Source organism: Pseudonocardia oceani, assembly GCF_019263585.2.
Classification (GTDB): Bacteria; Actinomycetota; Actinomycetes; order Mycobacteriales; family Pseudonocardiaceae; genus Pseudonocardia; species Pseudonocardia oceani.
The window spans coordinates 4,493,152-4,516,468 of the sequence record NZ_JADQDF010000001.1; the positions used below are offsets into that span (position 1 = coordinate 4,493,152).

Annotated in this window: 21 protein-coding genes; 15 read left to right on the plus strand and 6 right to left on the minus strand. The window is 75.6% G+C overall.

What is annotated here, in order from left to right:
- Positions 1–4 precede the first annotated feature (4 nt).
- Together I4I82_RS22505 and I4I82_RS22510 are read right to left on the minus strand one after the other, a co-directional pair.
- Positions 5–358: a DUF3040 domain-containing protein gene (locus tag I4I82_RS22505; RefSeq protein ID WP_218590457.1), complete on the minus strand. Its 354-nt coding sequence runs from the start codon at positions 356–358 to the stop codon at positions 5–7.
- A gap of 121 nt (positions 359–479) precedes the next feature.
- Positions 480–1,313 (minus strand): hypothetical protein, encoded by an 834-nt coding sequence (locus tag I4I82_RS22510; RefSeq protein ID WP_218590458.1) that lies wholly within the window; start codon positions 1,311–1,313, stop codon positions 480–482.
- 116 nt (positions 1,314–1,429) lie between these two features.
- On the opposite strand from I4I82_RS22510, the gene I4I82_RS22515 reads away from it, so the two are divergent.
- Together I4I82_RS22515 and rsmD are read left to right on the plus strand one after the other, a co-directional pair.
- Positions 1,430–4,807, plus strand: coding sequence for a pyruvate carboxylase (locus tag I4I82_RS22515; protein WP_218590459.1), 3,378 nt, complete (start codon positions 1,430–1,432; stop codon positions 4,805–4,807).
- A 61-nt stretch (positions 4,808–4,868) separates the two neighbouring features.
- Complete coding sequence (gene rsmD / locus I4I82_RS22520; protein ID WP_218595993.1) at positions 4,869–5,435, plus strand: 16S rRNA (guanine(966)-N(2))-methyltransferase RsmD; 567 nt, start codon at positions 4,869–4,871, stop codon at positions 5,433–5,435.
- Here the strand turns inward: rsmD and I4I82_RS22525 are convergent.
- Positions 5,429–6,172, minus strand: coding sequence for a sulfite exporter TauE/SafE family protein (locus tag I4I82_RS22525; protein WP_218595994.1), 744 nt, complete (start codon positions 6,170–6,172; stop codon positions 5,429–5,431). The genes rsmD and I4I82_RS22525 overlap by 7 nt on opposite strands.
- A gap of 112 nt (positions 6,173–6,284) precedes the next feature.
- Complete coding sequence (locus I4I82_RS22530) at positions 6,285–7,040, minus strand: dienelactone hydrolase family protein (RefSeq protein WP_218594622.1); 756 nt, start codon at positions 7,038–7,040, stop codon at positions 6,285–6,287.
- 56 nt (positions 7,041–7,096) lie between these two features.
- Here I4I82_RS22530 and coaD point away from each other — a divergent pair, with 56 nt between their 5' ends.
- The 7 genes from coaD (at position 7,097) to mutM (ending at position 12,069) form a co-directional block, all read left to right on the plus strand.
- Complete coding sequence (coaD, locus tag I4I82_RS22535; RefSeq protein WP_218594621.1) at positions 7,097–7,579, plus strand: pantetheine-phosphate adenylyltransferase; 483 nt, start codon at positions 7,097–7,099, stop codon at positions 7,577–7,579.
- Positions 7,580–7,656: 77 nt separating this feature from the next.
- Positions 7,657–8,403 carry a F0F1 ATP synthase subunit B gene (locus I4I82_RS22540; RefSeq protein WP_218594623.1) on the plus strand — a complete coding sequence of 249 codons (747 nt, stop codon included), beginning with the start codon at positions 7,657–7,659 and terminating at the stop codon, positions 8,401–8,403.
- 152 nt (positions 8,404–8,555) lie between these two features.
- Complete coding sequence (locus I4I82_RS22545; RefSeq protein ID WP_226370196.1) at positions 8,556–9,554, plus strand: MinD/ParA family ATP-binding protein; 999 nt, start codon at positions 8,556–8,558, stop codon at positions 9,552–9,554.
- A gap of 49 nt (positions 9,555–9,603) precedes the next feature.
- Positions 9,604–10,173, plus strand: a complete 570-nt coding sequence (locus tag I4I82_RS22550; RefSeq protein WP_218594175.1) for a YceD family protein — start codon at positions 9,604–9,606, stop codon at positions 10,171–10,173.
- 41 nt (positions 10,174–10,214) lie between these two features.
- Complete coding sequence (rpmF, locus tag I4I82_RS22555; RefSeq protein ID WP_218594174.1) at positions 10,215–10,397, plus strand: 50S ribosomal protein L32; 183 nt, start codon at positions 10,215–10,217, stop codon at positions 10,395–10,397.
- Between the two features lie 13 nt (positions 10,398–10,410).
- Positions 10,411–11,151, plus strand: coding sequence for a ribonuclease III (gene rnc, locus I4I82_RS22560; RefSeq protein WP_218594173.1), 741 nt, complete (start codon positions 10,411–10,413; stop codon positions 11,149–11,151).
- A gap of 18 nt (positions 11,152–11,169) precedes the next feature.
- Positions 11,170–12,069, plus strand: a complete 900-nt coding sequence (mutM, locus tag I4I82_RS22565) for a bifunctional DNA-formamidopyrimidine glycosylase/DNA-(apurinic or apyrimidinic site) lyase (RefSeq protein WP_218594172.1) — start codon at positions 11,170–11,172, stop codon at positions 12,067–12,069.
- Here the strand turns inward: mutM and I4I82_RS22570 are convergent.
- Positions 12,047–13,081, minus strand: coding sequence for a magnesium and cobalt transport protein CorA (locus I4I82_RS22570; protein WP_218594171.1), 1,035 nt, complete (start codon positions 13,079–13,081; stop codon positions 12,047–12,049). The two genes, mutM and I4I82_RS22570, sit on opposite strands and share 23 nt — an antisense overlap.
- 156 nt (positions 13,082–13,237) lie before the next feature.
- On the opposite strand from I4I82_RS22570, the gene I4I82_RS22575 reads away from it, so the two are divergent.
- Positions 13,238–13,555, plus strand: a complete 318-nt coding sequence (locus tag I4I82_RS22575) for a PadR family transcriptional regulator (RefSeq protein WP_218594170.1) — start codon at positions 13,238–13,240, stop codon at positions 13,553–13,555.
- The gene (locus tag I4I82_RS22580) at positions 13,552–14,703 is read left to right on the plus strand and encodes an HAAS signaling domain-containing protein (RefSeq protein ID WP_218595996.1); all 1,152 of its coding nucleotides are present in this window, start codon (positions 13,552–13,554) and stop codon (positions 14,701–14,703) included. Before I4I82_RS22575 ends, I4I82_RS22580 begins: the two co-directional genes overlap by 4 nt.
- Positions 14,704–14,775: 72 nt before the next feature.
- On the opposite strand, the gene I4I82_RS22585 is transcribed toward I4I82_RS22580, so the two are convergent.
- Positions 14,776–15,492, minus strand: coding sequence for a CAP domain-containing protein (locus tag I4I82_RS22585; RefSeq protein ID WP_218595997.1), 717 nt, complete (start codon positions 15,490–15,492; stop codon positions 14,776–14,778).
- Between the two features lie 21 nt (positions 15,493–15,513).
- Here I4I82_RS22585 and I4I82_RS22590 point away from each other — a divergent pair, with 21 nt between their 5' ends.
- The 4 genes from I4I82_RS22590 (at position 15,514) to ftsY (ending at position 23,153) form a co-directional block, all read left to right on the plus strand.
- Positions 15,514–15,804 carry an acylphosphatase gene (locus tag I4I82_RS22590; protein WP_218595998.1) on the plus strand — a complete coding sequence of 97 codons (291 nt, stop codon included), beginning with the start codon at positions 15,514–15,516 and terminating at the stop codon, positions 15,802–15,804.
- A 43-nt stretch (positions 15,805–15,847) separates the two neighbouring features.
- Positions 15,848–17,110 carry an MFS transporter gene (locus I4I82_RS22595; RefSeq protein WP_226370198.1) on the plus strand — a complete coding sequence of 421 codons (1,263 nt, stop codon included), beginning with the start codon at positions 15,848–15,850 and terminating at the stop codon, positions 17,108–17,110.
- Between the two features lie 51 nt (positions 17,111–17,161).
- A complete protein-coding gene (smc, locus tag I4I82_RS22600) occupies positions 17,162–20,743 on the plus strand; it encodes a chromosome segregation protein SMC (RefSeq protein ID WP_218595999.1) in 3,582 nt (1,193 codons plus the stop codon).
- Between the two features lie 1,045 nt (positions 20,744–21,788).
- On the plus strand, positions 21,789–23,153 hold the full coding sequence (ftsY, locus tag I4I82_RS22605; RefSeq protein WP_218596520.1) for a signal recognition particle-docking protein FtsY: 1,365 nt from the start codon (positions 21,789–21,791) through the stop codon (positions 23,151–23,153).
- Positions 23,154–23,317: the final 164 nt, after the last annotated feature.

Below are 23,317 nucleotides of genomic sequence, written 5' to 3' on the forward strand. Positions count from 1 at the left end.
CGGCTCAGATCCGCAGGTCGGCCGAGCCGCCCGTGGGCGTCGGGGCGGCCGGCTCGGGCCGGCGGGCGCGACGCGCCACCAGCACCACCCAGCCGCCCGCGAGGGCGAGCGTCAGGCCGGCGGTGAGAAGCGGCTGCGCCTGCGGCACGACGGTGTGCACGATCGCGAGGACCGCGAGGGCAAGCACCAGCAGCGCGACGTCGACGACCGGGACGGGCAGCCACCGCAGCCACGACGGCGTGCTGCGGTGCGGACGGACGCGGGCGCCGTGGAAGCGGTCGGCGAGCGAGGGGTCCTGCGCGTTCAGGGCGTCTTCGATGGCGGCGAGCGCCCTCTGCTCGTGGGGCGACAGGGGCATGGCGGTCCTCCGGTCCAGCGGGCGTACGGGGTGCGGCGTGCGGGCGTGCGACGGGCACTCCCTCGCAGGGTGACCGGTATTCGTCGGGTTCAACCCCGTGGTTCGGGTCGGGCCCGTCGGATCAGGCGGGCAGGGCCCCCCGTGCGGCCGCGTCGAGCGCGGCGCGGGCGGTGCGGGGGAGGTGGACGGTGCCCGCGGCGTCGAGCCTGCCGAGCTCGCTGCGGGCCCGGGCGTAGGCGCTCCGGCGCTCGGGTTCGTGGTCGGAGTCGCGGGCCGTGGTGAGCAGCTTGATCACCCGCTCGACCGTGGACCGCTCGACGGGCGAGAGCCCCGCGAGCCGGATCCGCTCCGCGGCCTCGCGGGCGGCGCGCCAGGCGCGCTCGGCGGTGTCGACGGCGGCGACGAACTGCGCGGCGTGCGCGTCGCCGGGGTAGGCGTCGGACTCCAGGGCCTGCGCGTGGGCGAACGCGTCGACGAACCGCCCGGTGCTGGGCACCGTGACGTCGGACAGGGCCGGCAGGCGCAGCACGTTCATCGGGTCGCACTCGTGGGTCGCGTAGGCGGCGGCCAGGGCGTGGAAGCGGTCGAGCGAGCGCCGCCACACGACGTCGGGCCGCTGCGGGGCGGCCGGCCGCCCGGGCAGCGGCGCCGTGCCGGCCGACCGCGCCCGGATCCTGCGCCGCACGACGTGGAACGCGACGCCGCCGGCGACGAGGAACGGCGTGGCCGCGGCGACCGTCAGCCCCAGCGCGACGGCCGTGGCCAGTACGAACGAGACCAGGGCCAGCACGCCGGAGAGGAACAGGGGCAGGAGCAGCAGCCAGGGCAGGACCCGGCGCGGCAGCGGCCGCGGGCGGCCCCTGCGGGCGCGGCGGATCTCGGCGGCCCGGCGCTGCCGACGGCCGTCGGCGAACGCGCGGGCGTCGTGGACGGTGGCGTGCCGGCTGTGTCCCACGACTCCTTGGTACCCGAACCAACCTGAGATTCGCACGGGTCCGATCGGGTGCGCCCGGGTACGGTTCGCGCGCCGGATCAAGAAACGGGCCGGGTGGAGAACGAGAGGGGTCGTCCGTGTTCCGCAAGGTGCTCGTCGCCAACCGGGGAGAGATCGCGATCCGGGCGTTCCGGGCCGCCTACGAGCTCGGGGTGTCGACCGTCGCGGTCTTCCCCTACGAGGACCGCAACTCCCTGCACCGGGCGAAGGCCGACGAGTCCTACCAGATCGGCGAGCCCGGTCACCCCGTTCGCGCCTACCTGTCGGTCGACGAGGTGATCAGGGCGGCGCGCAAGGCCGGCGCCGACGCGATCTACCCCGGCTACGGCTTCATGTCCGAGAACCCCGACCTGGCGCAGGCCTGCGCCGACGCCGGGATCACGTTCGTCGGGCCCCCGTCGTCGGTGCTGCACCTGACGGGCAACAAGTCGCGCGCGATCGCCGCGGCCCGCGAGGCCGGCGTCAACGTGCTGAGCTCCTCGGAGCCCGGTACCGACGTCGACGCGCTGGTGGCCGCGGCCGACGAGATCGGCTTCCCGATCTTCGTCAAGGCCGTGGCGGGGGGCGGCGGGCGCGGCATGCGGCGCGTCCAGGAGCCCGGCGACCTGCGCGAGGCCATCGAGGCCGCGATGCGCGAGGCGGAGTCGGCCTTCGGCGACGCCACGGTGTTCGTCGAGCAGGCGGTGGTGAACCCCCGCCACATCGAGGTGCAGATCCTGGCCGACGCTTCAGGCAACGTCGTGCACCTCTACGAGCGCGACTGCTCGGTGCAGCGGCGCCACCAGAAGGTCATCGAGATCGCGCCGGCTCCCAACCTCGACCCGGAGATCCGGGCGCGGATCTGCGACGACGCCGTGAAGTTCGCCCGCCACATCGGCTACGTCAACGCGGGCACCGTCGAGTTCCTGCTCGACGAGCGCGGCGAGCACGTCTTCATCGAGATGAACCCGCGCATCCAGGTCGAGCACACCGTCACCGAGCAGGTCACCGACCGCGACCTGGTCATCGCCCAGCTGCGCATCGCGTCGGGGAGGACGCTGCCGGAGCTGCGGCTCACCCAGGACCAGGTGACGTGCACGGGTGCGGCGCTGCAGTGCCGGGTCACCACCGAGGACCCGTCCAACGGCTTCCGCCCCGACACCGGCACGATCAGCAACTACCGCTCCCCGGGCGGGCCCGGCGTCCGCCTCGACGGCGGCACCACCCACACCGGCGCCGAGGTCAGCGCGCACTTCGACTCGATGCTGGTCAAGCTCACCTGCAACGGCCACGACTTCCCGAACGCCGTGCGCCGTGCCCGCCGGGCGATCGCGGAGTTCCGCATCCGGGGCGTGTCGACGAACCTGCCGTTCATCGCCGCCGTGCTCGCCGACCCGGACTTCCAGGAGGGCCGGGTCACCACCAGCTTCATCGAGGAGCGCCCGCAGCTGCTGCGCGCGCGCCAGCCCGCCGACCGCGGCACGCGGATCCTCACCTACCTCGCCGAGACCACGGTCAACCGGCCCAACGGGGAGCGGCCGCAGGTCGTCGAGCCCGTCGACAAGCTGCCGGCCTGCGACCTCGGCGCCCCTGCCCCGGACGGCTCGCGGCAGCTGCTGCGCGAGCTCGGGCCCGAGGGGTTCGCGCGGCGGCTGCGCGAGCAGACGGCCGTGGCCGTCACCGACACGACGTTCCGCGACGCCCACCAGTCGCTGCTGGCCACCCGCGTCCGCAGCCGCGACCTGCTCGCCGTCGCCCCGTTCGTGGCCCGCACGGCGCCGCAGCTGCTGAGCCTGGAGTGCTGGGGTGGCGCGACCTACGACGTGGCGCTGCGGTTCCTCAACGAGGACCCGTGGGACCGCCTCGCCGCGCTCTCCGAGGCGCTCCCCAACATCTGCACCCAGATGCTGCTGCGCGGGCGCAACACCGTCGGCTACACGCCGTACCCGACGGAGGTGACCGACGCGTTCGTCGAGGAGGCGGCGGCGTCGGGGATGGACGTCTTCCGCATCTTCGACGCCCTCAACGACGTCCAGCAGATGCGCCCGGCCATCGACGCCGTGCGCGCCACCGGCACGTCCGTCGCGGAGGTCGCGCTCTGCTACACCGGCGACCTGTCCGACCCGTCCGAGAAGCTCTACACCCTCGACTACTACCTGCGCCTGGCCGAGCAGATCGTCGACGCGGGCGCGCACGTCCTCGCCATCAAGGACATGGCCGGCCTGCTGCGCCCGCCCGCGGCGAAGGCGCTGGTCACGGCGCTGCGCGAGCGCTTCGACCTGCCGGTGCACCTGCACACCCACGACACGGCGGGCGGCCAGCTGGCCACGCTGGTCGCGGCGATCGACGCCGGGGTCGACGCCGTCGACGCCGCGGTGGCGAGCATGGCCGGCACGACGAGCCAGCCGTCGCTGTCGGCGCTGGTGGCCGCCACCGACCACACCGAGCGCGCCACGGGGCTCTCGCTCACCGCGGTCGGCGACCTGGAGCCGTACTGGGAGGCCGTGCGCAAGGTGTACGCGCCGTTCGAGTCGGGGCTCGCGTCGCCGACCGGGCGCGTCTACCACCACGAGATCCCCGGCGGGCAGCTGTCCAACCTGCGCCAGCAGGCGATCGCGCTGGGGCTGGGTGACCGGTTCGAGCTGATCGAGGACCTCTACGCCGCCGCCGACCGGATGCTGGGGCGGCTGGTGAAGGTCACGCCGTCGTCGAAGGTCGTCGGCGACCTCGCGCTGCACCTCGTCGGCGCCGGGGTGGAGGCGGCCGACTTCGAGGCCGAGCCCGGCAAGTTCGACGTCCCGGACTCGGTGATCGGGTTCCTGCGCGGCGAGCTGGGCGACCCACCCGGCGGCTGGCCCGAGCCGTTCCGCACCCGCGCACTGGAGGGACGCTCGCCGGAGAAGAGCGCCGTCGACCTGACGATCGACGACCGACGCGGCCTGCGCGAGGACCGCCGCGCCACCCTCAACCGCCTCCTGTTCCCGGCGCCGACGAAGGAGTACGAGGCCCACCAGGAGGCCTACGGCGACACGTCGGTGCTCTCCACCAAGGACTTCCTCTACGGCCTGGAGCCCGAGACCGAGCACACCGTCGAGCTCGAGCAGGGCGTCACGCTGCTCATCGAGCTGGAGGCGATCTCCGAGGCCGACGAGCGCGGCTACCGCAACGTCCTCGCCACGCTCAACGGGCAGATGCGCCCGATGCAGGTGCGCGACGAGTCGGTCACCACCGACGTCAAGGCGGCCGAGCGGGCGGAGCGGGGCAATCCGCACCACGTCGCCGCGCCGTTCGCCGGCGTCGTCACGCTGCAGGTGGAGGAGGGCGACGCGGTCGAGTCCGGCCAGACCGTCGCCACCATCGAGGCCATGAAGATGGAGGCCTCGATCACCGCGCAGCAGGGCGGCCGGGTGGGCCGGCTCGCGATCGGCAGGGTCCAGCAGGTGGAGGGCGGCGACCTCCTGCTGGAGCTGGAGTGACCCCTCGTGAGCGGCGATCGTGGCCAGGGCCGCGGTCGCCGCTCACGGGCGGCGAAGCCGCATGACACGGATCGTCGCGGGCACGGCGGGCGGGCGGCGCCTGGCCGTGCCCCCGTCGGGCACCCGGCCCACGTCCGACCGGGTGCGCGAGGCGCTGTTCAGCTCACTGACCCACGACCCGGGGCTCGAGGGCGCCGTCGTGCTCGACCTGTGCGCGGGGTCGGGGGCGCTGGGGCTCGAGGCGCTGTCGCGGGGCGCCGCGCACGCGCTGCTGGTGGAGTCCGACCGGCGCGCGGCCGCGGTGCTGCGGCGCAACGTCGCAGACCTGGGCCTGCCCGGTGCCGAGGTGCGGGCGGCTCCGGCGGGCGCCGTGCTGGGCTCGGACGCCCCGCGCCCCTACGACCTGGTGCTGGTCGACCCGCCCTACGACGTCCCCGACGCCGAGGTCGCCGGCTGGCTCGCCGACGCGGCCGCGCACGGCTGGTTCGCGCCCGACGCCGTGGTGGTCGTCGAGCGGCGGGCGGGGCGGGGGCGCGACGGCGGGTCGTTCGCGTGGCCGTCGCCGCTGGTGGCGGTCCGGCAGCGGCGCTACGGGGAGACGGTGCTGTTCACCGGGGCGTGTCAGTAGGCCTGCACGGCCAGCCACACCGCGAGGCCCAGCCCGGCCAGCGCGATCCCGACGCGCAGCGGCCCGGCCGGCAGCCGGCGCACCACCCAGGGCCCGCACCAGCCGCCGATCGCCACCCCGATCGCGAGCGGCGGCACCGCCCACCACGCGACGACGCCCAGCACCGCGAACCCGACGGCGGCGACGGCATTGGCGACGCCGAGCAGCACGGCCTTGAGCGCGTTGCCCCGCGCCAGGCCCACCGGCAGCCCGATCAGCACCAGTGCGAGCATCAGCACCCCGGCCGCCGCGCCGAAGTAGCCGCCGTAGACCGCGACGACGAACATGCCGCCGAGCACCGCGGGGCCCGCCTCGGAGGACCCCCGGCGCGCGGCGACGGCCCGGATCCGCGGCTGGAACAGCAGCACCAGCGCCGCCCCGCCGACGAGGAACGGCACGATCCGCTCGAACGCCTCCGACGGCGTCACCAGCAGCAGACCGGCCCCGGTGGCCCCGCCGAGCAGCGTCAGCGGGGCCAGGCGGCGCAGGACCGGCCACTGGCCCGACAGCTCGGGCCGCGAGCCGGCCACCTGCCCGACCGTCGAGAACGCCAGCGCGACGGTGTTGGTGACGTTCGCCGTCGTCGCCGGCAGGCCCACGGCCAGCAGCGCCGGGTAGGAGAACAGCGACGCGAGCCCCGCGATCGAGCCGGACAGCCCGGCCGCCACCCCGGCGACGAGCAGGAGCAGGACCGTCACACCGGCCCCGCCCCACCCCGACACGCGCGCAACGAGACCCCGACTCGCGGGAAGTGCCCCGGCGAGTCGGGGTGTCGTGGCGACCGAGTCGGGGTGCCGCTGCGGCCGGTGCTCACGGGCGGGGTAGGGCCTCCGCGTAGAGGGTCTCGAGCGCCGTCCAGTGCCGCGCGGCCGCCGCCTCGTCGAAGGTGGGGTTGTCGGGCACCGCGAAGCCGTGGGCGGCGGGGTAGGTCTCGACGGTGTGCGTCACGCCGGCCCCGGTGAGCGCGGCCTCCAGGCGGTCGCGGGCGGCGTCGTCGAAGGAGCCGTCGTCGGTGGCCCCGGCGACGTAGACGACCGACCGGATCTCGGCGGCACGCAGGTGCGGGCTGTCGGGGTCCTCGGCGGAGGCGATGCCGCCGCCGTGGAACGAGGCGGTGGCGGCGATCCGGTCGGGCCGGTGCGGGGCGACGACCATCGACGCGCGCCCGCCCATGCAGTAGCCCGTGGTGCCGACGGCGTCGCCGGAGACCTCGGTGGCCGCGGAGAGGAAGTCGAGGTAGGCGTCGAGGTCGCTGCGGTACATCGCCGCGGTGACGCCCTTGACCATCCCCATCAGCCGCGCGCGCTCGTCGGGCTCGGAGAACACGGTGGCCAGGTCGAAGGGGATCCAGCCGGGGGTGCGGTAGTAGACGTCGGGCAGCAGCACCGCGTAGCCCTCGCCCAGGGTGGCGAGGCGGTCGGCCATCGCCCGCATCGTCTCGCGGGTGCCGCCGGCGTCCGGGTAGAGGATCACCGCGGGCCAGGGGCCCGGTCCCTCGTCGGGCAGGTGCAGGGTCACGGGGCAGTCGCCGTCGGTGGTCGGCACGACGTGATCGAGTACGGGCACGGGTCGAGTTCTACTCCGGACGGCGCCCGCGTGCGCGACGGGTAGGGTCACCGGCCATGAGGCGCGCGGTCTGCCCCGGTTCGTTCGATCCCGTCACCCACGGCCACCTCGACATCATCGGGCGCACCGCCCCGCTGTTCGACGAGCTGGTGGTCGCGGTGCTCGTGAACAAGTCGAAGAAGGGCATGTTCACGCTCGAGGAGCGGATCGACATGCTCACCGAGCAGACGGCGCAGTACCCGAACGTCCGCGTCGACTCCTTCCACGGCCTGCTCGTCGACTACTGCCGCGACCACGACGTCCGCGCGATCGTCAAGGGCATCCGGGCGGTGTCCGACTTCGACTACGAGCTCCAGATGGCGCAGATGAACCACGGCCTGACCGGCGTCGAGACGCTGTTCATGCCCACCGCGCCGGAGTTCAGCTTCATCGCCAGCTCGCTGGTGAAGGAGGTCGCGACCTTCGGGGGCGACGTCGCCCACCTGCTCCCGGAGGCCGTACACGCTCGGCTGATGGAGCGCATCGCGGAGCGCGCCTGATCACCCGAACGGAACTTGACACGCGGGTGCGGGCCGAATAACCGGGTCCGGGCGCGCCCGGTGAGAGGATGCCCCGCGTGTACCGGGTCTTCGAATCGCTCGACGCGCTGGTCACGGTCGTCGAGGAGGCTCGGGGCGTCCCGATGACCTCGAACTGCGTGGTCCCCCGCGGGGACGTCCTCGAGCTGCTGGACGACGTGCGGGAGGCACTCCCGGGCGAGCTCGACGACGCCCAGGACGTGCTGGACCGCCGCGACGACCTCATCGGCGAGGCCGAGCGCGAGGCCGAGCAGGCCCGCTCCGGCGCGCAGGCCGACGCCGAGCAGATGCTCGCCGACGCCCAGGCGGAGGCGACGCGTCTGGTCGAGGAGGCCCGCGCCGAGGCCGAGCAGACGCTCGCGCAGGCCCGGCACGAGGCCGAGCGCGCCGTGGGGGAGGGCCGCCGCCAGTACACCGAGCTGACCGACCGCGCCCGCGCCGAGGCCGAGCGCCTCGACGCCGCCGGGCGCGCCACCTACGACCGGTACGTCACCGACGGGCTGGCCGAGCAGGCGCGGCTGGTGTCGCAGACCGAGGTGGTGCGTACGGCGCACGCCGAGGGCGCGCGGGTCGTCGACGCGGCGCAGGCGGAGTCCGACCGGCTGCGCCGGGAGTGCGACGGCTACGTCGACGCCAAGCTCGCCGAGTTCGAGGAGACGCTGGGCAAGGCGCTGCGCACCGTCGGCCAGGGCCGCAGCCAGCTCTGGCGCGGCCAGGGAGGCGGACCGGCGCCGGTGGCGCCCGGCTACGGCCGCTCGGGCACGGGGATGGACCTGATCGACTGACGATCGGCACGCAGCGCGTCGATCACGCTACTGTCCGTGCCATGGCGCGACGGGTCGAACCCGACCCCGCGGGCTGGTGGGAGCGCTACGGGCACCGCCTCCACGTCGGATCGGGTGCGGGGGCGGGAGTGGGCAGTGCGAGCGGAGCCGGCGTGAACGGATCCGGTGCGAGCGGGAACGGCGCGGGCGGTGTGCGCACGGCCGGTGAGCTCACCGACGACCTGATCGTGCGCCGGCGCGCCGACGTGCCCGGTGAGGGCTGGCGCCAGGTGGTGCACCGGGTCAGCGGCGGGCTGGTGAACCCCGGCCCGAGCGAGCTGGAGCGCGTGCGGCGCCAGCTCGTGCACCGGCTGCGCCGCCCCCTGCACGCCACGCACCGCATCGCCGTTACCTCGATCAAGGGCGGCGTCGGGAAGACGACGGTCGCCACCTGCCTGGGCCTCGCCCTGGCCGAACACCGCGGCGACCGCGTCGTCGTCCTCGACGCCAACCCCGACGCCGGCACGCTCGCCGACCGGCTCACCGGGGAGTCGTCGGTGACGGTCCGCGAGCTGCTGCGCGACGTCGACCGCATCCACTCCTGGGCCGACATCACCCGCTACACGAGCCTCGCGGGCCGGCTGCAGGTGCTCGCGTCCGAGCAGGACCCGGCGTCCAGCGACGCGTTCAGCCGCGAGGAGTACGAGCGGGTCAGCGGCGCGCTCTCGCGGTTCTTCAACATCGTCATCACCGACTCGGGCACCGGGCTCGTGCACTCGGCGATGGAGGGCACGCTCAACCTCGCCGACAGCGTGATCATCGTCGGCGCCCCCACCGTCGACGGGGCGAGCCGGGCGAGCAAGACGCTCGACTGGCTGCTGGCCCACGGCCACCCCGACCTCGCCCGCGCCGCGATCGTGGTGCTCTCGTGCGACCGCACGAGCGACGAGGTCGACGCCGTCCGCATCCGCGAGCACTTCGCCGCCCGCTGCCGGGCGGTCGTGGAGATCCCGCACGACCCGCACCTGGCGACCGGAGGGCGGGTCGAGCTGGCCCGGCTGCGGCCCCGGACCCGCGACGCGTTCCTCGGCCTGGCGGCGCTGGTCGCGGACGCCTTCGACCGGCCCCCGCTCGACGCCCCGCCCCCGTCCCCGTCCCCGCCGCACGCCTAGTGCGGGCGGCGGGCGCGACCACTGCGCCGGGGGGCCTACCCTGGGAAGGGTGAGCGCACACCGTCCCGCGTCCCGCGGCCCCGTGAGCCCCTGGGTCTTCGGCACCCGGGAGCTCGGGCGCCGACCGGGCGCCATGAAGTCCTCCACCCGCACGATCCCCGCCCCGGCCGAGCCCGAGCGGCTGGGCCTGGAGACGATCTGGGTGCCCGCGGGCAGCCCGGTCGAGCTCGAGGTCCGGCTGGAGTCGGTCAGCGAGGGCATCTACGTCTCCGGCACCGCGCACGCCGCCCTGGAGGGGGAGTGTGCGCGCTGCCTCGACCCGCTGACCGACGGGATCACCGTCGACCTGGCCGAGCTGTTCGCCTTCCCCGACAGCGTCACCGACGAGACCACCGACGCCGACGAGCTCCCGCGCGTCGGCGACGAGCAGGTCGACGTGGAGCAGATCGTCCGGGACGCACTGGTCCTGGAGCTGCCACTGTCGCCGCTGTGCCGTCCCGACTGCCCCGGACTGTGCGTCGAGTGCGGCGAGAAGTGGGCCGACCTCGCGCCCGACCACGGGCATGAGACACTTGACCCTCGTTGGGCCGCTCTGCGTGAGCGCCTGCCTGCCGACTGAACACCCCCAGTCGGAAATCGAGCACTGCTAGGAGATTCATCGTGGCCGTTCCGAAGCGCCGGATGTCGCGGTCGAACACGCGCTCGCGTCGGTCGCAGTGGAAGGCCACTGCTCCCACGCTGACCGCGTGCTCGAACCGCGCCTGCCGGGCCGTCAAGCCCCCGCACGTGGCGTGCCCGACCTGCGGGCAGTACGACGGCCGCCAGGTCGTCAGCCCGGCCTGATCCCCGGATACTCGTGCCAGGACACGGTCAGCAGGGGCCCGCAGACGACCGCGGGCCCCTGCTGCACGCCCTGGGTGTGGAGATCGGTGAGGAGCTGCTGGTCCTCGCGCTGACCCACCGCAGCTACGCCTACGAGAACGGCGGCCTGCCCACCAACGAGCGCCTGGAGTTCCTGGGCGACTCCGTGCTGAGCATCGTCGTCACCGAGCGGCTCTACCTCGAGCACCCCGACCTCCCGGAGGGACAGCTCGCGAAGCTGCGCGCGAGCGTCGTCAACATGCACGCGCTCGCGGGCGTCGCGGAGACCATGGGTCCCGAGGGGCTCGGCGCTTACCTCTACCTGGGGCGCGGCGAGGAGATGACGGGCGGGCGCACGAAGTCGAGCATCCTCGCCGACGCCACCGAGGCCCTGATCGGCGCGATCTACCTGGAGCACGGCCTGGAGACCGCCCGCGAGGCGGTGCACCGGCTGTTCGACTCCCTGCTGGTCGGCGCGCCCCTGCTCGGTGCCGGCCTCGACTGGAAGACGAGCCTGCAGGAGTTCACCGCGGCCGCCGACCTGGGCGTGCCCGAGTACCGCATCACCGAGGACGGCCCCGACCACCTCAAGGTCTTCACGGCCACGGCGGTCGTCAACGGGCGCGACCTCGGCTCCGGTGACGGGCGCACCAAGAAGGAGGCCGAGCAGAAGGCCGCCGAGCTGGCCTGGCGCACGCTGACGGCCGAGGCCGCCACCGGCTCCGCCGCCTCCTGAGCCGGCTCGAGAAGCCCTGTGCCCGAGCTCCCCGAGGTCGAGGTCGTCCGGCGCGGCCTGGCCGACCACGTCCTCCATCGCACGATCTCCTCGGTCGACGTCGCCCACCCGCGCGCGGTGCGCCGCCACCTCGCCGGCGGCCCCGACTTCGCCGCCCGCCTCGCCGGCCGCACGATCACCGCGGCCCGGCGCCGGGGCAAGTACCTGTGGCTCGACCTGGACGGCGACGACGGCGCGGGGGAGCGGGGCGACGACGCCCTCCTGGCGCACCTGGGCATGAGCGGCCAGATGCTCGTCGCCGACGAGGGCCGCCCCGACGAGAAGCACCTGCGCATCCGCCTGCGCTTCGACGACGACGGCCCCGAGCTGCGGTTCGTCGACCAGCGGACGTTCGGCGGGCTGTCGCTGCACCCCGTCGTCGGCCCCGACCGGCTGCCCGAGCCCGTCGCGCACATCGCCCGCGACCCGATGGACCCCGCCTTCGACCTCGACGCCGCCGTCGCGGGCATCCGGCGACGCCGCACCGGGCTCAAGCGCGCGCTGCTCGACCAGACCGTGGTGTCGGGCATCGGCAACATCTACGCCGACGAGGCGCTGTGGCGGGCGCGGCTGCACGGCGAGCGCCCCACCGAGAAGCTGACGCGCGCCCAGGGGCGGACGGTGCTCGCCGCGGCCGCCGAGGTGATGGACGCCGCGCTGGCCGCGGGCGGCACGTCGTTCGACGCGCTCTACGTCAACGTCAACGGCGCCTCGGGCTACTTCGACCGCTCGCTCGACGCCTACGGGCAGGCCGACCGCCCCTGCCGGCGCTGCGGCACGCCGATCCGCCGCGAGTCGTTCATGAACCGCAGCTCGTTCAGCTGCCCCCGCTGCCAGCCCCGCCCCCGCAGCGGTGCTACAGCCATCCGCGGCGCTTGAAGCTCGTGTAGAGCCCGAGGCCCAGCAGGATCATCAGCAGCACGGCGAACGGGTAGCCCAGCGTCCAGTGCAGCTCGGGCATGACGTCGAAGTTCATGCCGTAGATCGAGGCGACGAGCGTGGGCGCGAAGAGGATGGCCGCCCACGAGGAGATGCGCTTGACCTGCTCGTTCTGGTCGTAGCCCGCCTGCGTCATCCGGGCCATCTCCTCGTTCTGCCGCTGTCCGACCAGCGCGGCGTTCACGGTGAGGATGTTGGTGAGCAGCGCGCGGAAGCCCTCGATGCGCTCCAGGACGCGCGTGGCGTGGTCGGCGACGTCGCGCAGGGCCCGGCGCAGCTCGAGGTCGCTCTCGGACGCGGTCTCCTTGAGGCGCTCGCGCAGGCCCGCGAACAGCGTCTCCAGGGGCTCCACCGCGCGCTGGAACTCGATCACCTCGCGGGTGAGGGTGTAGATGCGCCGGGAGACCCCCGGGTCGCCGCCGAAGACCTGCACCTCGATCTCGTCGATGTCGTCCTGCAGGCCGTCCAGCACCGGCGCGTAGTCGTCGACGACCTTGTCCAGCACGGCGTAGAGCACCGCGTAGGGGCCGGTGTCGAGCAGTGCGGGGTCGGCCTCGAGGCGCTTGCGCACCTCGCCGAGGTCGGGCTCCTCCGCGTGCCGCACGGTGATGACGTAGTCCTGCCCGACGAACAGGTGCACCTCGCCGATGTCGACGACCTCGTCGTGGTCGACGTAGCGGGCCGGGCGCAGCACGACGAACAGCAGGTCGCCGTAGCGCTCGAGCTTGGGGCGCTGGTGGGCGGTGACGGTGTCCTCGACGGCGAGGGCGTGCAGGCCGAACTCCTCGGCGACGGCGTGGATCTCCTGCTCGCTGGGCCGCAGCAGCCCGATCCAGCCGAAGGTCCGTGGTCCGGCGGGACAGGCCTTGAGCTCCTCGAAGGTGTGGTCGAGCGAGGAGGGCACGACGGCGCGCTTCCCGTCGACGTAGATCGCGTTGTCGACGACGGACATGCGGACTCCTGGTCGTGCGGGCCGAATCTCCCGCTGCCGGGAGCGCGCCGCCAGCGTATCCGGGCGGGGTGTCCGCGGTGCTCGCCGACGGGCCGCGACGCGCCGGTGGTGGTGCGCGTGTGACAGTACTGCGCGTCGCGTAGTAGTGTCCGCCGCGTGGATCCGACGCAGCTGCTCCGAGGGGTGCTCGACCTGGCGGTGCTCGCGGTGCTCGACCGGGCCGACGGCTACGGCTACGAGGTCCTGCGGGGCCTGCGCTCCGCCGGGCTGGAGGACGTCGGCGACGCGTCGGTCTACGGCACCCTGCGCCGCCTCTACAACGCCGGGCTGCTGACGTCCTACGTCGTGCCCAGCGAGGAGGGCCCGCACCGCAAGTACTACAGCCTCAACGCGCTGGGCCGCGAGCGGCTGGCCGAGTCGACCGCGACCTGGCACACGTTCGCGAAGACCATGGAAGGGCTGGTGGACCGATGACCGCCGACGTGCACGGCGCAGCGCAGCAGGAGTACCTCGCGGGTCTGCGGGCCGCGCTGGCCGACCTGCCCGACGGCGAGGTGGGCGAGATCCTCGACGACGTCGGCGCGCACCTGGCCGAGCTCGACCCGGACGACGACCTCGTCGCGCGGCTGGGCCCGCCGCAGGCCTACGCCGCCGAGCTGCGGACCGCCGCGGGCTACCCGGCCGCGCCCGTCGCCGTCGACACCGCCCCGGCGGGCACGGGCGGTGCGCGGTTCGCCCTCGTCGCGCTGGTCGGGTCGACGGCGCTGGTGCTGCTCGCCGGACTCGTGGCGTTCGAGCCGGAGGCCGCGGCGCTGGTCCTGCTCCTCGCCCTGCTGCTCGGTCTGGCCGCGGCCCCGGTGGTGTTCCGGGCCGGGCCGCGCGTGGAGGCGGTCGCGGCGCTGCCCGCGGTCCGCGCGGCGCTGGCGTCCCGCACGGCCCCCGACTCCTCGGGAGGCCGCCTGCTCGGCTTCCTCGCGAGCCTGCAGCCCGCGTGGTGGCTGCTGCGGGCGCTCGCCGCGGCGGCGCTGGTCGGCCTGGTCCTCGGTGCCGCCGGCGCGCTGCAGGTGGTGCTGACCGGGCTCGTGCTCGCGCCGTTCTCGGTGTGGCTCGGGTTCCGCGCCCGCCGCGACCGCCGCTGGCTCTGGTCGGTCGTCCCGCTCAACGCCCTCGCCGCGGCCGTGGTGCTCGGCTGGCTCGTGCTGAGCCCTGGAGCGCCGTCCGACCAGGGCTCGTCGGCGACGTCGTCGTACCTGCCCGGCCTGTGGCAGGACGGGGAGCGCCCGATCGAGGACATCCGGCCCGTCGACGCGTCGGGCACCCCGCTGACCGGCGTCTACCTCTTCGACCAGGACGGCCGGCCGCTCGACGTGGGCGGGTACGGGGAGTGCGCCGTCGAGGACGGGACCCGCTCCGGCGCGGTGCAGCCCTACCCGCGGGGCGTCCCGCGCTACGACGACCGCACCGGCTCCTGCCGGCTCGTGCCGCCCGGCCCGCTGGTGGTGGCGGTGCCGTCGGCGACCCCCACCCCCGCTCCGGCGCCCCTGGCGACCCTCGCCCCCGTGCCGCCCGCCCCCACCACGGCGCCCCCGGCGCCCACCGTCCAGGCGCCGCCCACCGGGTGACGTCCGCGTCGGGCGGCCGGTGGTGCGGGGGCTCCGCCGGCCGCCCGGACATCGCTGCCCGGAACCCGGGTGTCAGAACCCGAAGTTCTGCACCCAGTAGTTGCCCTCGTCGTCGAAGCCGACGCCGATGCCGGCGAAGTCGCAGTCGAGGATGTTGCGGCGGTGGCCCGGCGAGTTCATCCAGCCCTGCACGACCTCGGCCGCCGTCTCCTGGCCGCGTGCGATGTTCTCCCCGCCCGGGGAGGGGTGTCCCTGCGTGCCGATCCGGTCGTCGAAGCGGCGGCCGTCGCGGCTGACGTGGTCGAAGTAGCCCTGCGCGGACATGTCCTCGGCGTGGCCCTGCGCGGCGGCCGCGAGCCGGGTGTCGGTGGCGAGCGGGCCGCAGCCGGCCTCGGCGCGCTCGGCGTTGGTGAGGTCGACGACCTGCGCGGACGGGCCGCCGGAGCTGCGGCGGGGCGCGGCGGGCTCGGGCTCCGGGGCGGGCTCCGGCGTCGGCTCCGCGGTGGGCGTCGGCTCCGGTGTGGTGGTGGGCGCGCCCGTCGTCGTCAGGGCGGGGGCCGGCGCGACCGGGAACGGGACGACGGCCCGGCGGGCGGGTGCCGTCGTCGGTGCCGTCGTCGGGGCCGGGGTGCTCGGCGGCGCGGTGGCGGCCAGCGGCGTCCCCAGCGCGGTGTTCACGGCGTCGGGCAGCGCGGCGGCCGGGGCGACGACGGCGACCGTGCCGACGGCGACCGCGCCGGCGGCGAGCCCGGCGAGCAGGGGTGCCGCGCGGCGCCCGAGGCTGATCACGCCGGGTAACGTAGCAGCCTTGTGAGTACCACCGAGCGTTCCTCCGTCCGGCTCACCGCATGGGTCCACGGCCACGTCCAAGGGGTCGGGTTCCGGTGGTGGACCCGCTGCCGGGCGCGGGAGCTGCAGCTCGTCGGCGAGGCCCGGAACCTGCGCGACGGGCGTGTCGCCGTGATCGCGGAGGGTGAGCGGCGCTCCTGCGAACGGCTGCTCCTGCTCCTGCGGGGTGACCGGACGCCGGGGCGCGTCGACGAGGTCGTCGAGCAGTGGGGCGACCCGCGGGGCGGGTTCGACGGGTTCGTCGAGGCCTGAACGGCCCCTGGCGCGGCGGGCCCCCGGCGGTGACGATGGCCCGGTGACTGACGATGTTGCGGTGACGACGCCGGCACCGACCGCCGACCTGCAGCGACGGGTCGTCGGGGTGCTGGTGGTGGCGCAGGTGCTGGGCGGGGTCGGGGTGTCCACGGGCATCGCGCTCGCGAGCCTGACGGCGGCCGAGCTGTCCGGCTCCGACGTGATCGGCGGGGCGGCGCTCACCGCGATGGTCGTCGGCACGGCACTGGCGGCGCTGCCGGTCTCGCGGCTCGCCGCGCGGTCGGGGCGCCGGCCCGCGCTGGTGCTCGGCTACGGGGGCGGTGCCGTGGGCGCCGCCGGGGCGGTGGGGGCGCTGTCGATCGGGAGCTGGCCGCTGCTGCTGGTCGCGCTGGTGCCGTTCGGAGCGGCGTCGGCCGCCGGTCTCGCGGCGCGGTTCGCGGCCACCGACCTCGCCGAGCCCGGGTCCCGCGCCCGGTCGCTGGCGCTGGTGGTGTGGGCGGTGACGGTCGGCGCGGTCGCCGGGCCCAACCTCGCCGGTCCGATGCAGGAGCTGGCCCGCGCGCTCGGCCTCGTCGCGCAGAGCGGCCCGTTCCTGCTCGCCGCGGTGACCTTCGGCGCGGCCGCGGCCGTCGTCTCGGCGGGTCTGCGGCCCGACCCGCTGGTGCTCGCCCGCGAGCGGGAGGCGGCCGTCCCGACCACCGTGCCCGCGGCCCCCGCCCGCAGCGCGTGGAGCGCGGCGCGCGAGCACCCGACCGCGCTGCTGGCCATCGGGGCGATCGCCGTCTCGCACCTGCTGATGGTCGGGCTGATGTCGCTCACGCCGGTGCACATGCACCACGGCGGCGCGACCGTGTCGGTCGTCGGGCTCGTGATCAGCCTGCATGTCGCGGGGATGTACGTCCTCAGCCCGCTGTTCGGCGTGCTCGCCGACCGGTGGGGCCGGCGCCCGGTGCTCGTGGTCGGCGCGGTGCTGCTCGTCGCGGCGGGGCTGGTGGCCGCCCCGGCGGCGCCGACCGATCCCGCGATGCTCGCCGTCGGCCTCGTCGCGCTCGGGCTGGGCTGGTCGGCGGCGCTGGTGGCCGGCTCGGCGCTGCTCACCGACGCGGTGCCGCTCGCCGACCGCGCCCGGGTCCAGGGGCTGTCGGACATCACGATGAACGTCGCCGGGGCGGCCGGGGGAGTGCTGGCGGGCGTCGTGGTCGCCGTGGCGGGCTTCGGCGCGCTCGGCCTCGGCGTCGCGGCGCTCGCGGTGGTGCTGCTGGGCGTGGTCGCCGTGGGTGCGCGGGCAGGGGCGCGCGCCTAGCGGGACCGCGCCGATCGCTACTCTGCGGGGCCCGCCCGACGCAGGAGAGCCGTGCACCTCAAGAGCCTGACGCTGAAGGGCTTCAAGTCCTTCGCCTCGGCCACGACGCTGCGCCTCGAACCCGGCATCACGTGCGTCGTGGGGCCGAACGGGTCGGGCAAGTCCAACGTCGTCGACGCGATCAGCTGGGTGCTCGGCGAGCAGGGCGCGAAGGCGCTGCGCGGCGGGAAGATGGAGGACGTCATCTTCGCCGGCACGTCCGGGCGGGCGCCGCTGGGCCGCGCCGAGGTGACGCTGACGATCGACAACTCCGACGGGGCGCTGCCGATCGAGTACTCCGAGGTGTCGATCACGCGCCGGATGTTCCGTGACGGCGCGGGCGAGTACGAGATCAACGGCTCGTCGTGCCGGCTGCTCGACATCCAGGAGCTGCTGAGCGACTCCGGCATCGGCCGGGAGATGCACGTCATCGTCGGGCAGGGGCAGCTCGACTCGGTGCTGCAGAGCAAGCCCGAGGACCGCCGCGCCTACATCGAGGAGGCCGCGGGCGTCCTCAAGCACCGCAAGCGCAAGGAGAAGGCGCTCCGCAAGCTCGACGCGATGCAGGCCAACCTCACCCGCCTGACCGACCTCACCGCCGAGCTGCGCCGCCAGCTCAAGCCGCTCGGGCGCCAGGCCGAGATCGCGCGTCGCGCCCAGAGCGTGCAGGCCGACCTGCGCGACTCCCGGCTGCGCCTGGCCGCCGACGACCTCGTGACCCTGCGCGACTCCCTGGCCCGCGAGGAGGCCGACGAGTCGGCGGCGCGGGCGCGGCGGGCGGAGGTCGAGGAGCAGCTGTCCGTGGCGCGCGTCGAGCAGGAGCGGCTGGAGACGGCGCTGGCCGCCGACGCGCCGCGCCTGGCCGCCGCGCAGGACACCTGGTACCGGCTCTCGGCCCTGGCCGAGCGGCTCGCGGGCACCGTACGCCTCGCCCAGGAGCGCGGCCGCCACCTCGCGGGCTCGGCCGAGGAGCGCACGCCCGGGCGCGACCCCGACCAGCTCGAGGCCGAGGCCGAGGCCGTCGCCGAGCAGGAGGACGAGCTGGTCGGGGCCGTGGTGTCGGCCCGCGCGACACTGGCCGAGCTGCTCGAGGAGCGGACCGCGCACGAGCGCACCCTCGCCGCGGCCGAGCGCGCCCACCTCGCCGCCGTCCGCGCGCTGGCCGACCGCCGCGCCGGCCTGGCCACCCTCGCCGGGCGCGCGGAGGCGATGCGCAGCACGGCCGCCGCCACGGCCGACGAGATCGAGCGCCTGTCCGACGCGCTCGCGGAGGCCGAGGACCGCGCGACCGCGGCGCGCGCGGAGCTGGAGGCGGCGGGCGACGCCGTCGACTCCGGGGACGTGCCCGCCGAGCTGGAGGAGCGCTGGGCCACCGCGGTCGAGGGGCTCGAGGCGGCCCGCGCGCGGGTGGCCGACCTCGTGGCGCAGGAGCGGGAGGCGGAGAAGCAGCGGGCGCACTGGGGGGCGCGGGTCGATGCGCTGTCGGTGGGGCTGGCGCGCAAGGACGGCTCGGCGTCGCTGCTGGGGGAGGACGGCGTGCTGGGCGCGGTTCCCGGGCTGCTGACGGTGCAGCCGTGGGCGCGGACGGCTGTGGCGGCGGTGCTGGGGGAGCTGGCCGACGCGGTGGCGGTGGTGGACGCGGGGGCGGCGGTGGGGGCGCTGCGGCTGCTGCGGGCCCGGGATGCGGGACGGGCGGCGCTGGTGGTGGGGTCCCCGGACTTGCAGGAAAGCCACGTTCACGCAACCACGTTGCAGGAAAGTGGCTTTCCTGCAACGGCGCGCTGGGTCGCCGAGGGGGTCGCGGCCGACGGCCCCGTCGCCTCCGCGGTGCGCCGGCTGCTCTCCGGGGTCGTCGCCGTCGACTCCCTCGACGACGCCGCGGCCCTGGTCGCCGCCGACCCCGCACTCACCGCCGTCACCGCCGAGGGCGACGTGCTCGGCGCCGCGCGGGCGTCCGGGGGATCGGGCACCGCGACCAGCGCGCTCGACGTGCAGGCCGCCGTCACCGAGGCCGCGCAGGCCCGTGACGGCGTCGAGGAGGAGCTGACGCGCCTGCGCCCCGCGCTGGAGGGCGCGCGGTCGGAGGAGGCGGCGCGCCAGGCCGAGGTCGAGGCGGCGCGGCGGGCCCAGAACGCCGCCGAGCAACGCCGGGCGGCGGCGTCGGCGCAGCTCGGGCGCATGGAGCAGGCCGTCCGCTCGGCCGCGGCCGAGGCGCAGCGGCTGAGGGAGCGGCGCGACGCCGTCGAGTCGCGGCGGTCCGACGCGCTGCTCGCGCTGGAGGCCGCCGAGCAGCAGCTCGCCGTCGCCGAGGACGAGCCGGTCGACGACGAGCCCGACACCGAGGTGCGCGACGCCGCCGCCGACGCGGTCGAGACGGCCCGGTCGTCGGAGGTCGACGCCCGGCTCGCGCTGCGCACCGCCGAGGAGCGGGCGCGGGCGATCTCGGGGCGGGCGGAGTCGCTGCGGCGGCAGGCGTCGTCGGAGCGGATGGCCCGCGAGCGCGCCGCCGCCGCCCGGGAGGCGCGGGAGCGCGGAGCCGCCGTGGCCGCGCTCGTCGTCGAGGCGGGGGAGGTCGCGTGCGCGCGGATCGCGCAGTCCCTGGCCGTCGCCGCCACCGAGCGCGACGACGCCGCCGCCGCCCGCGACGCCCGCGAGCGCGAGCTGGGCGAGGTCCGGCTGACCGCGCAGCGCCTCACCGGGCTGATGGAGAAGCTCACCGACGCCGTGCACCGCGACGAGGTGCTGCGCGCGCAGTCGCGCCTTCGCCTGGAGCAGGTCACGGAGAAGGTGCTGGCCGACCACGGCCTGGGCGTCGAGGACCTCGTCGCCGAGTACGGGCCGGACGCCCCGGTGCCCGCCTCGCTCGCCGAGGCCGCGGAGTACGAGGCGGCGCGCGAGCGGGGCGAGGACGTCACCGCACCGCCCGCCATGCCCTACGACCGCGCAACGCAGGAGCGCCGCGCGGCGCGCGCGGAGAAGGACCTCGCGCTGCTGGGGCGGGTCAACCCGCTCGCGCTGGAGGAGTTCGCTGCGCTGGAGGAGCGCTACCGGTTCCTGTCGACGCAGCTCGAGGACCTCAAGAACACCCGCCGTGACCTGCTCACCGTCGTCCGCGAGGTCGACGACAAGATCCTCGAGGTGTTCGCGCAGGCCTACGAGGACGTGGCGCGCGAGTTCACGGTGGTGTTCGAGACGCTGTTCCCCGGGGGCGAGGGCCGGCTCGTGCTCACCGACCCCGAGGACATGCTGACCACCGGCGTCGAGGTCGAGGCGCGGCCGCCGGGCAAGAAGGTCAAGCGGCTGTCGCTGTTGTCGGGCGGGGAGCGGTCGCTGACGGCGATGGCCCTGCTCGTCGCGATCTTCCGGGCCCGCCCGTCGCCGTTCTACATCCTCGACGAGATCGAGGCAGCCCTCGACGACGTCAACCTCCGGCGCCTGATCAGCCTGATGGAGGAGCTGCGCGCCACCAGCCAGCTCATCGTGATCACGCACCAGAAGCCGACGATGGAGGTCGCCGACGCGCTGTACGGCGTGGCGATGCGGGGAGACGGGATCACCACGGTGATCAGCCAGCGGTTGAGGCCGGCGAGCTAGACCCCGTGAGTGGCGACCGTGCCCAGGGGCACGGTCGCCACTCACGACCTCGTCGGCGGGGTGGGCCGGCGGGGGTGAAGTCCGGGCGGGGGTCGGGCCGGGCGGCTCGGGGTGGCGCGGCTCGGGGTGGCGCCGGCTCGGGGTGGCGCGGCTCGAGTTGCAGCAAGGCGACCTTGTGGACGCTTCGTGGCTGAAGGTGGCCTTCCTGCAACGGGCGGGGCCGCGCGCGGAGGGCAGCGGGAGGGCGCGGGACGGCGAGCGGGGGCCGAGCGGGGCGCGCGGGGCGGGCGCGGGCCGGGCCGGTGAGCGCCGGGAGCGTGACGTGGGGGTCGTCGGGGGGACCGTGGCGGTGCGGTTCCGGTGATCACCGGCGGGTGAGCGTCGGGAGTGTGACGTGGGGGTCGTCGCAGGGGCTGTGGTGGTGCGGTCGCGACGATCACGGTGGGGTGGGGTGCCGGGACCGGTGAGGTGGGCCGGGGCATGACAGGCTGGTCGGGTGACCCCGGAGACCCTGTGGATCGTCGTCGCGGTCGTGGCTGCGGTCGTGCTCATCGCCATCGTCGTGGGGCTGGTGCTCCGCAACCGCCGACGCATCAGCCTGCGCCGGGCCGAGGAGCTGGAGCGCGCCGACGAGGCCGCCAAGCCCAAGCCGCGCGGCGGCACCTACCAGGCCGGCGGCGGCTTCTCGTTCGCCCCCGGCGCCGGTGCCGCCACTCCGTCCGCACCGCCGGTGACGCCCCCGCCCACCCCAGAGCCCCTGCCGACGGCACCGCCCGAGGCCGCGTCCGCCCCTGAGGCCGCGCCGGCTCCCGAGGCCGCGCCCACCCGGCCGCTGCACGGCGACACGACCCTGCCCGACGCCCGCCCGCCGTCCGGCCCGGACACCGCAGGCCCGGACACCGCAGGCCCGGACACCGCAGGCCCCGCGACGGCGGTACCGGACACGGCCGCGGCCGACACCGCCGCCCCCGACGCACCGGCCACGCCAGACGTCGAGCGTCCCGTCGACGCCACCCGGCCGACGCCCACCCCGGCCCCCACCCCGATGCCGCCGCTGGGCACCTCGTCGGCTCCCACGGCCCCGCCGACCGAGCCGGTCCCGCCGACCGAGCCGGTCCCGCCGACCGAGCCGGTCCCGCCGACCGAACCGGTCCCGCCGACCGAGCCGGTCCCGCCGACCGAGCCGGCCCCGACGACCCCGCCGACCGGCGAACCGCCGACCGGGCCCGCCCCGATGGCCAAGCCGACGACGGAGCGCCCCACGACGGCGCCCCCCGCCCCGTCCACCAACGGCTCGGCCCCGACCTCTCAGCCCCCGGCCCCGGCCGCCCCGGCATCCCCGACCACCCCGGCACCCCCGGCCGACACCGCCCCGCCGACCCCGACCCCGACCACAGCCCCGACTCCGGCCCCGACCACAGCGCCCCCGACGGTGCCTCCAACAGCACCACCGACGACGACCACCCCACCCACCCCCACCGAGGAGATCGCCCCACCCGGCGGCCGCCTCGAGCGCCTCCGTGGACGCCTCGCCCGCTCCCGCTCCGGCTTCGGCCAGGGACTGCTGGGCCTGCTCGGCGCGGGGGAGCTGGACGAGGAGTCGTGGGAGGACGTCGAGGCCACCCTCCTGCAGGCCGACCTCGGCCCCGAGACCACGGCCGAGCTGATCGACCGGCTCCGCACCGAGCTGGCGGCCCGTGGCGTCCGCACCGCGGAGCAGGCGCGCCAGCTGCTCAAGGACGTCCTCACCGAGGCACTGCGCCCCGAGCTGGACCGCTCGGTCCGCGCGCTGCCCCACGACGGGCGGCCCGCGGTGCTGCTCGTCGTCGGTGTCAACGGCACCGGGAAGACGACGACCACCGGCAAGCTGGCGCGGGTGCTCGTTGCGGGCGGGCACCGGGTGGTGCTCGGCGCGGCCGACACCTTCCGCGCCGCCGCCGCCGAGCAGCTCGTCACCTGGGGCGAGCGGGCCGGGGCCACCGTCGTGCGCGGCGCCGAGGGCGCCGACCCGGCGAGCGTCGCCTTCGACGCCGTCAAGCGCGGCACCGGCGAGGGCGCCGACGTGGTCCTGCTCGACACCGCGGGCCGGCTGCACACCAAGACCGGCCTGATGGACGAGCTCGACAAGGTGAAGCGGGTCGTGTCGCGCCAGGCCGAGGTCGACGAGGTGCTCCTCGTCCTCGACGCCACGACCGGCCAGAACGGGCTGACGCAGGCGCGGGTGTTCGGCGACGTCGTCAAGGTCACCGGCATCGTCCTGACCAAGCTCGACGGCACCGCGAAGGGCGGCATCGTGTTCCGCGTCCAGCGCGAGCTGGGGGTGCCGGTGAAGCTCGTGGGGCTCGGCGAGGGCCCCGACGACCTGGCGCCGTTCGAGCCCGCCGCCTACGTCGACGCACTGTTGAGCTGACGCGTCATGCGGATGTAACTCGCGAGGGGGCCTCGTTCACGTCGGCGAAACACCGGTGGAGGACGACGGAAACACGGCGATCCGATAGTTCCCGCACCAGCCGCGGAATCCGTCCATTCCGGACGGAGCGCGGCGCAGACGGGAAGGAGTCGACGTGCCTGGAG

What these genes read in the sequence shown, in the direction of transcription:
- I4I82_RS22505 (WP_218590457.1), bottom strand. Translation starts at nt 358, where the DNA reads ATGCCCCTGTCGCCCCACGAGCAGAGGGCGCTCGCCGCCATCGAAGAC.
- rsmD (WP_218595993.1), top strand. Translation starts at nt 4,869, where the DNA reads ATGACACGGATCGTCGCGGGCACGGCGGGCGGGCGGCGCCTGGCCGTG.
- coaD (WP_218594621.1), top strand. Translation starts at nt 7,097, where the DNA reads ATGAGGCGCGCGGTCTGCCCCGGTTCGTTCGATCCCGTCACCCACGGC.
- I4I82_RS22570 (WP_218594171.1), bottom strand. Translation starts at nt 13,081, where the DNA reads ATGTCCGTCGTCGACAACGCGATCTACGTCGACGGGAAGCGCGCCGTC.
- I4I82_RS22580 (WP_218595996.1), top strand. Translation starts at nt 13,552, where the DNA reads ATGACCGCCGACGTGCACGGCGCAGCGCAGCAGGAGTACCTCGCGGGT.
- ftsY (WP_218596520.1), top strand. Translation starts at nt 21,789, where the DNA reads ATGCCGCCGCTGGGCACCTCGTCGGCTCCCACGGCCCCGCCGACCGAG.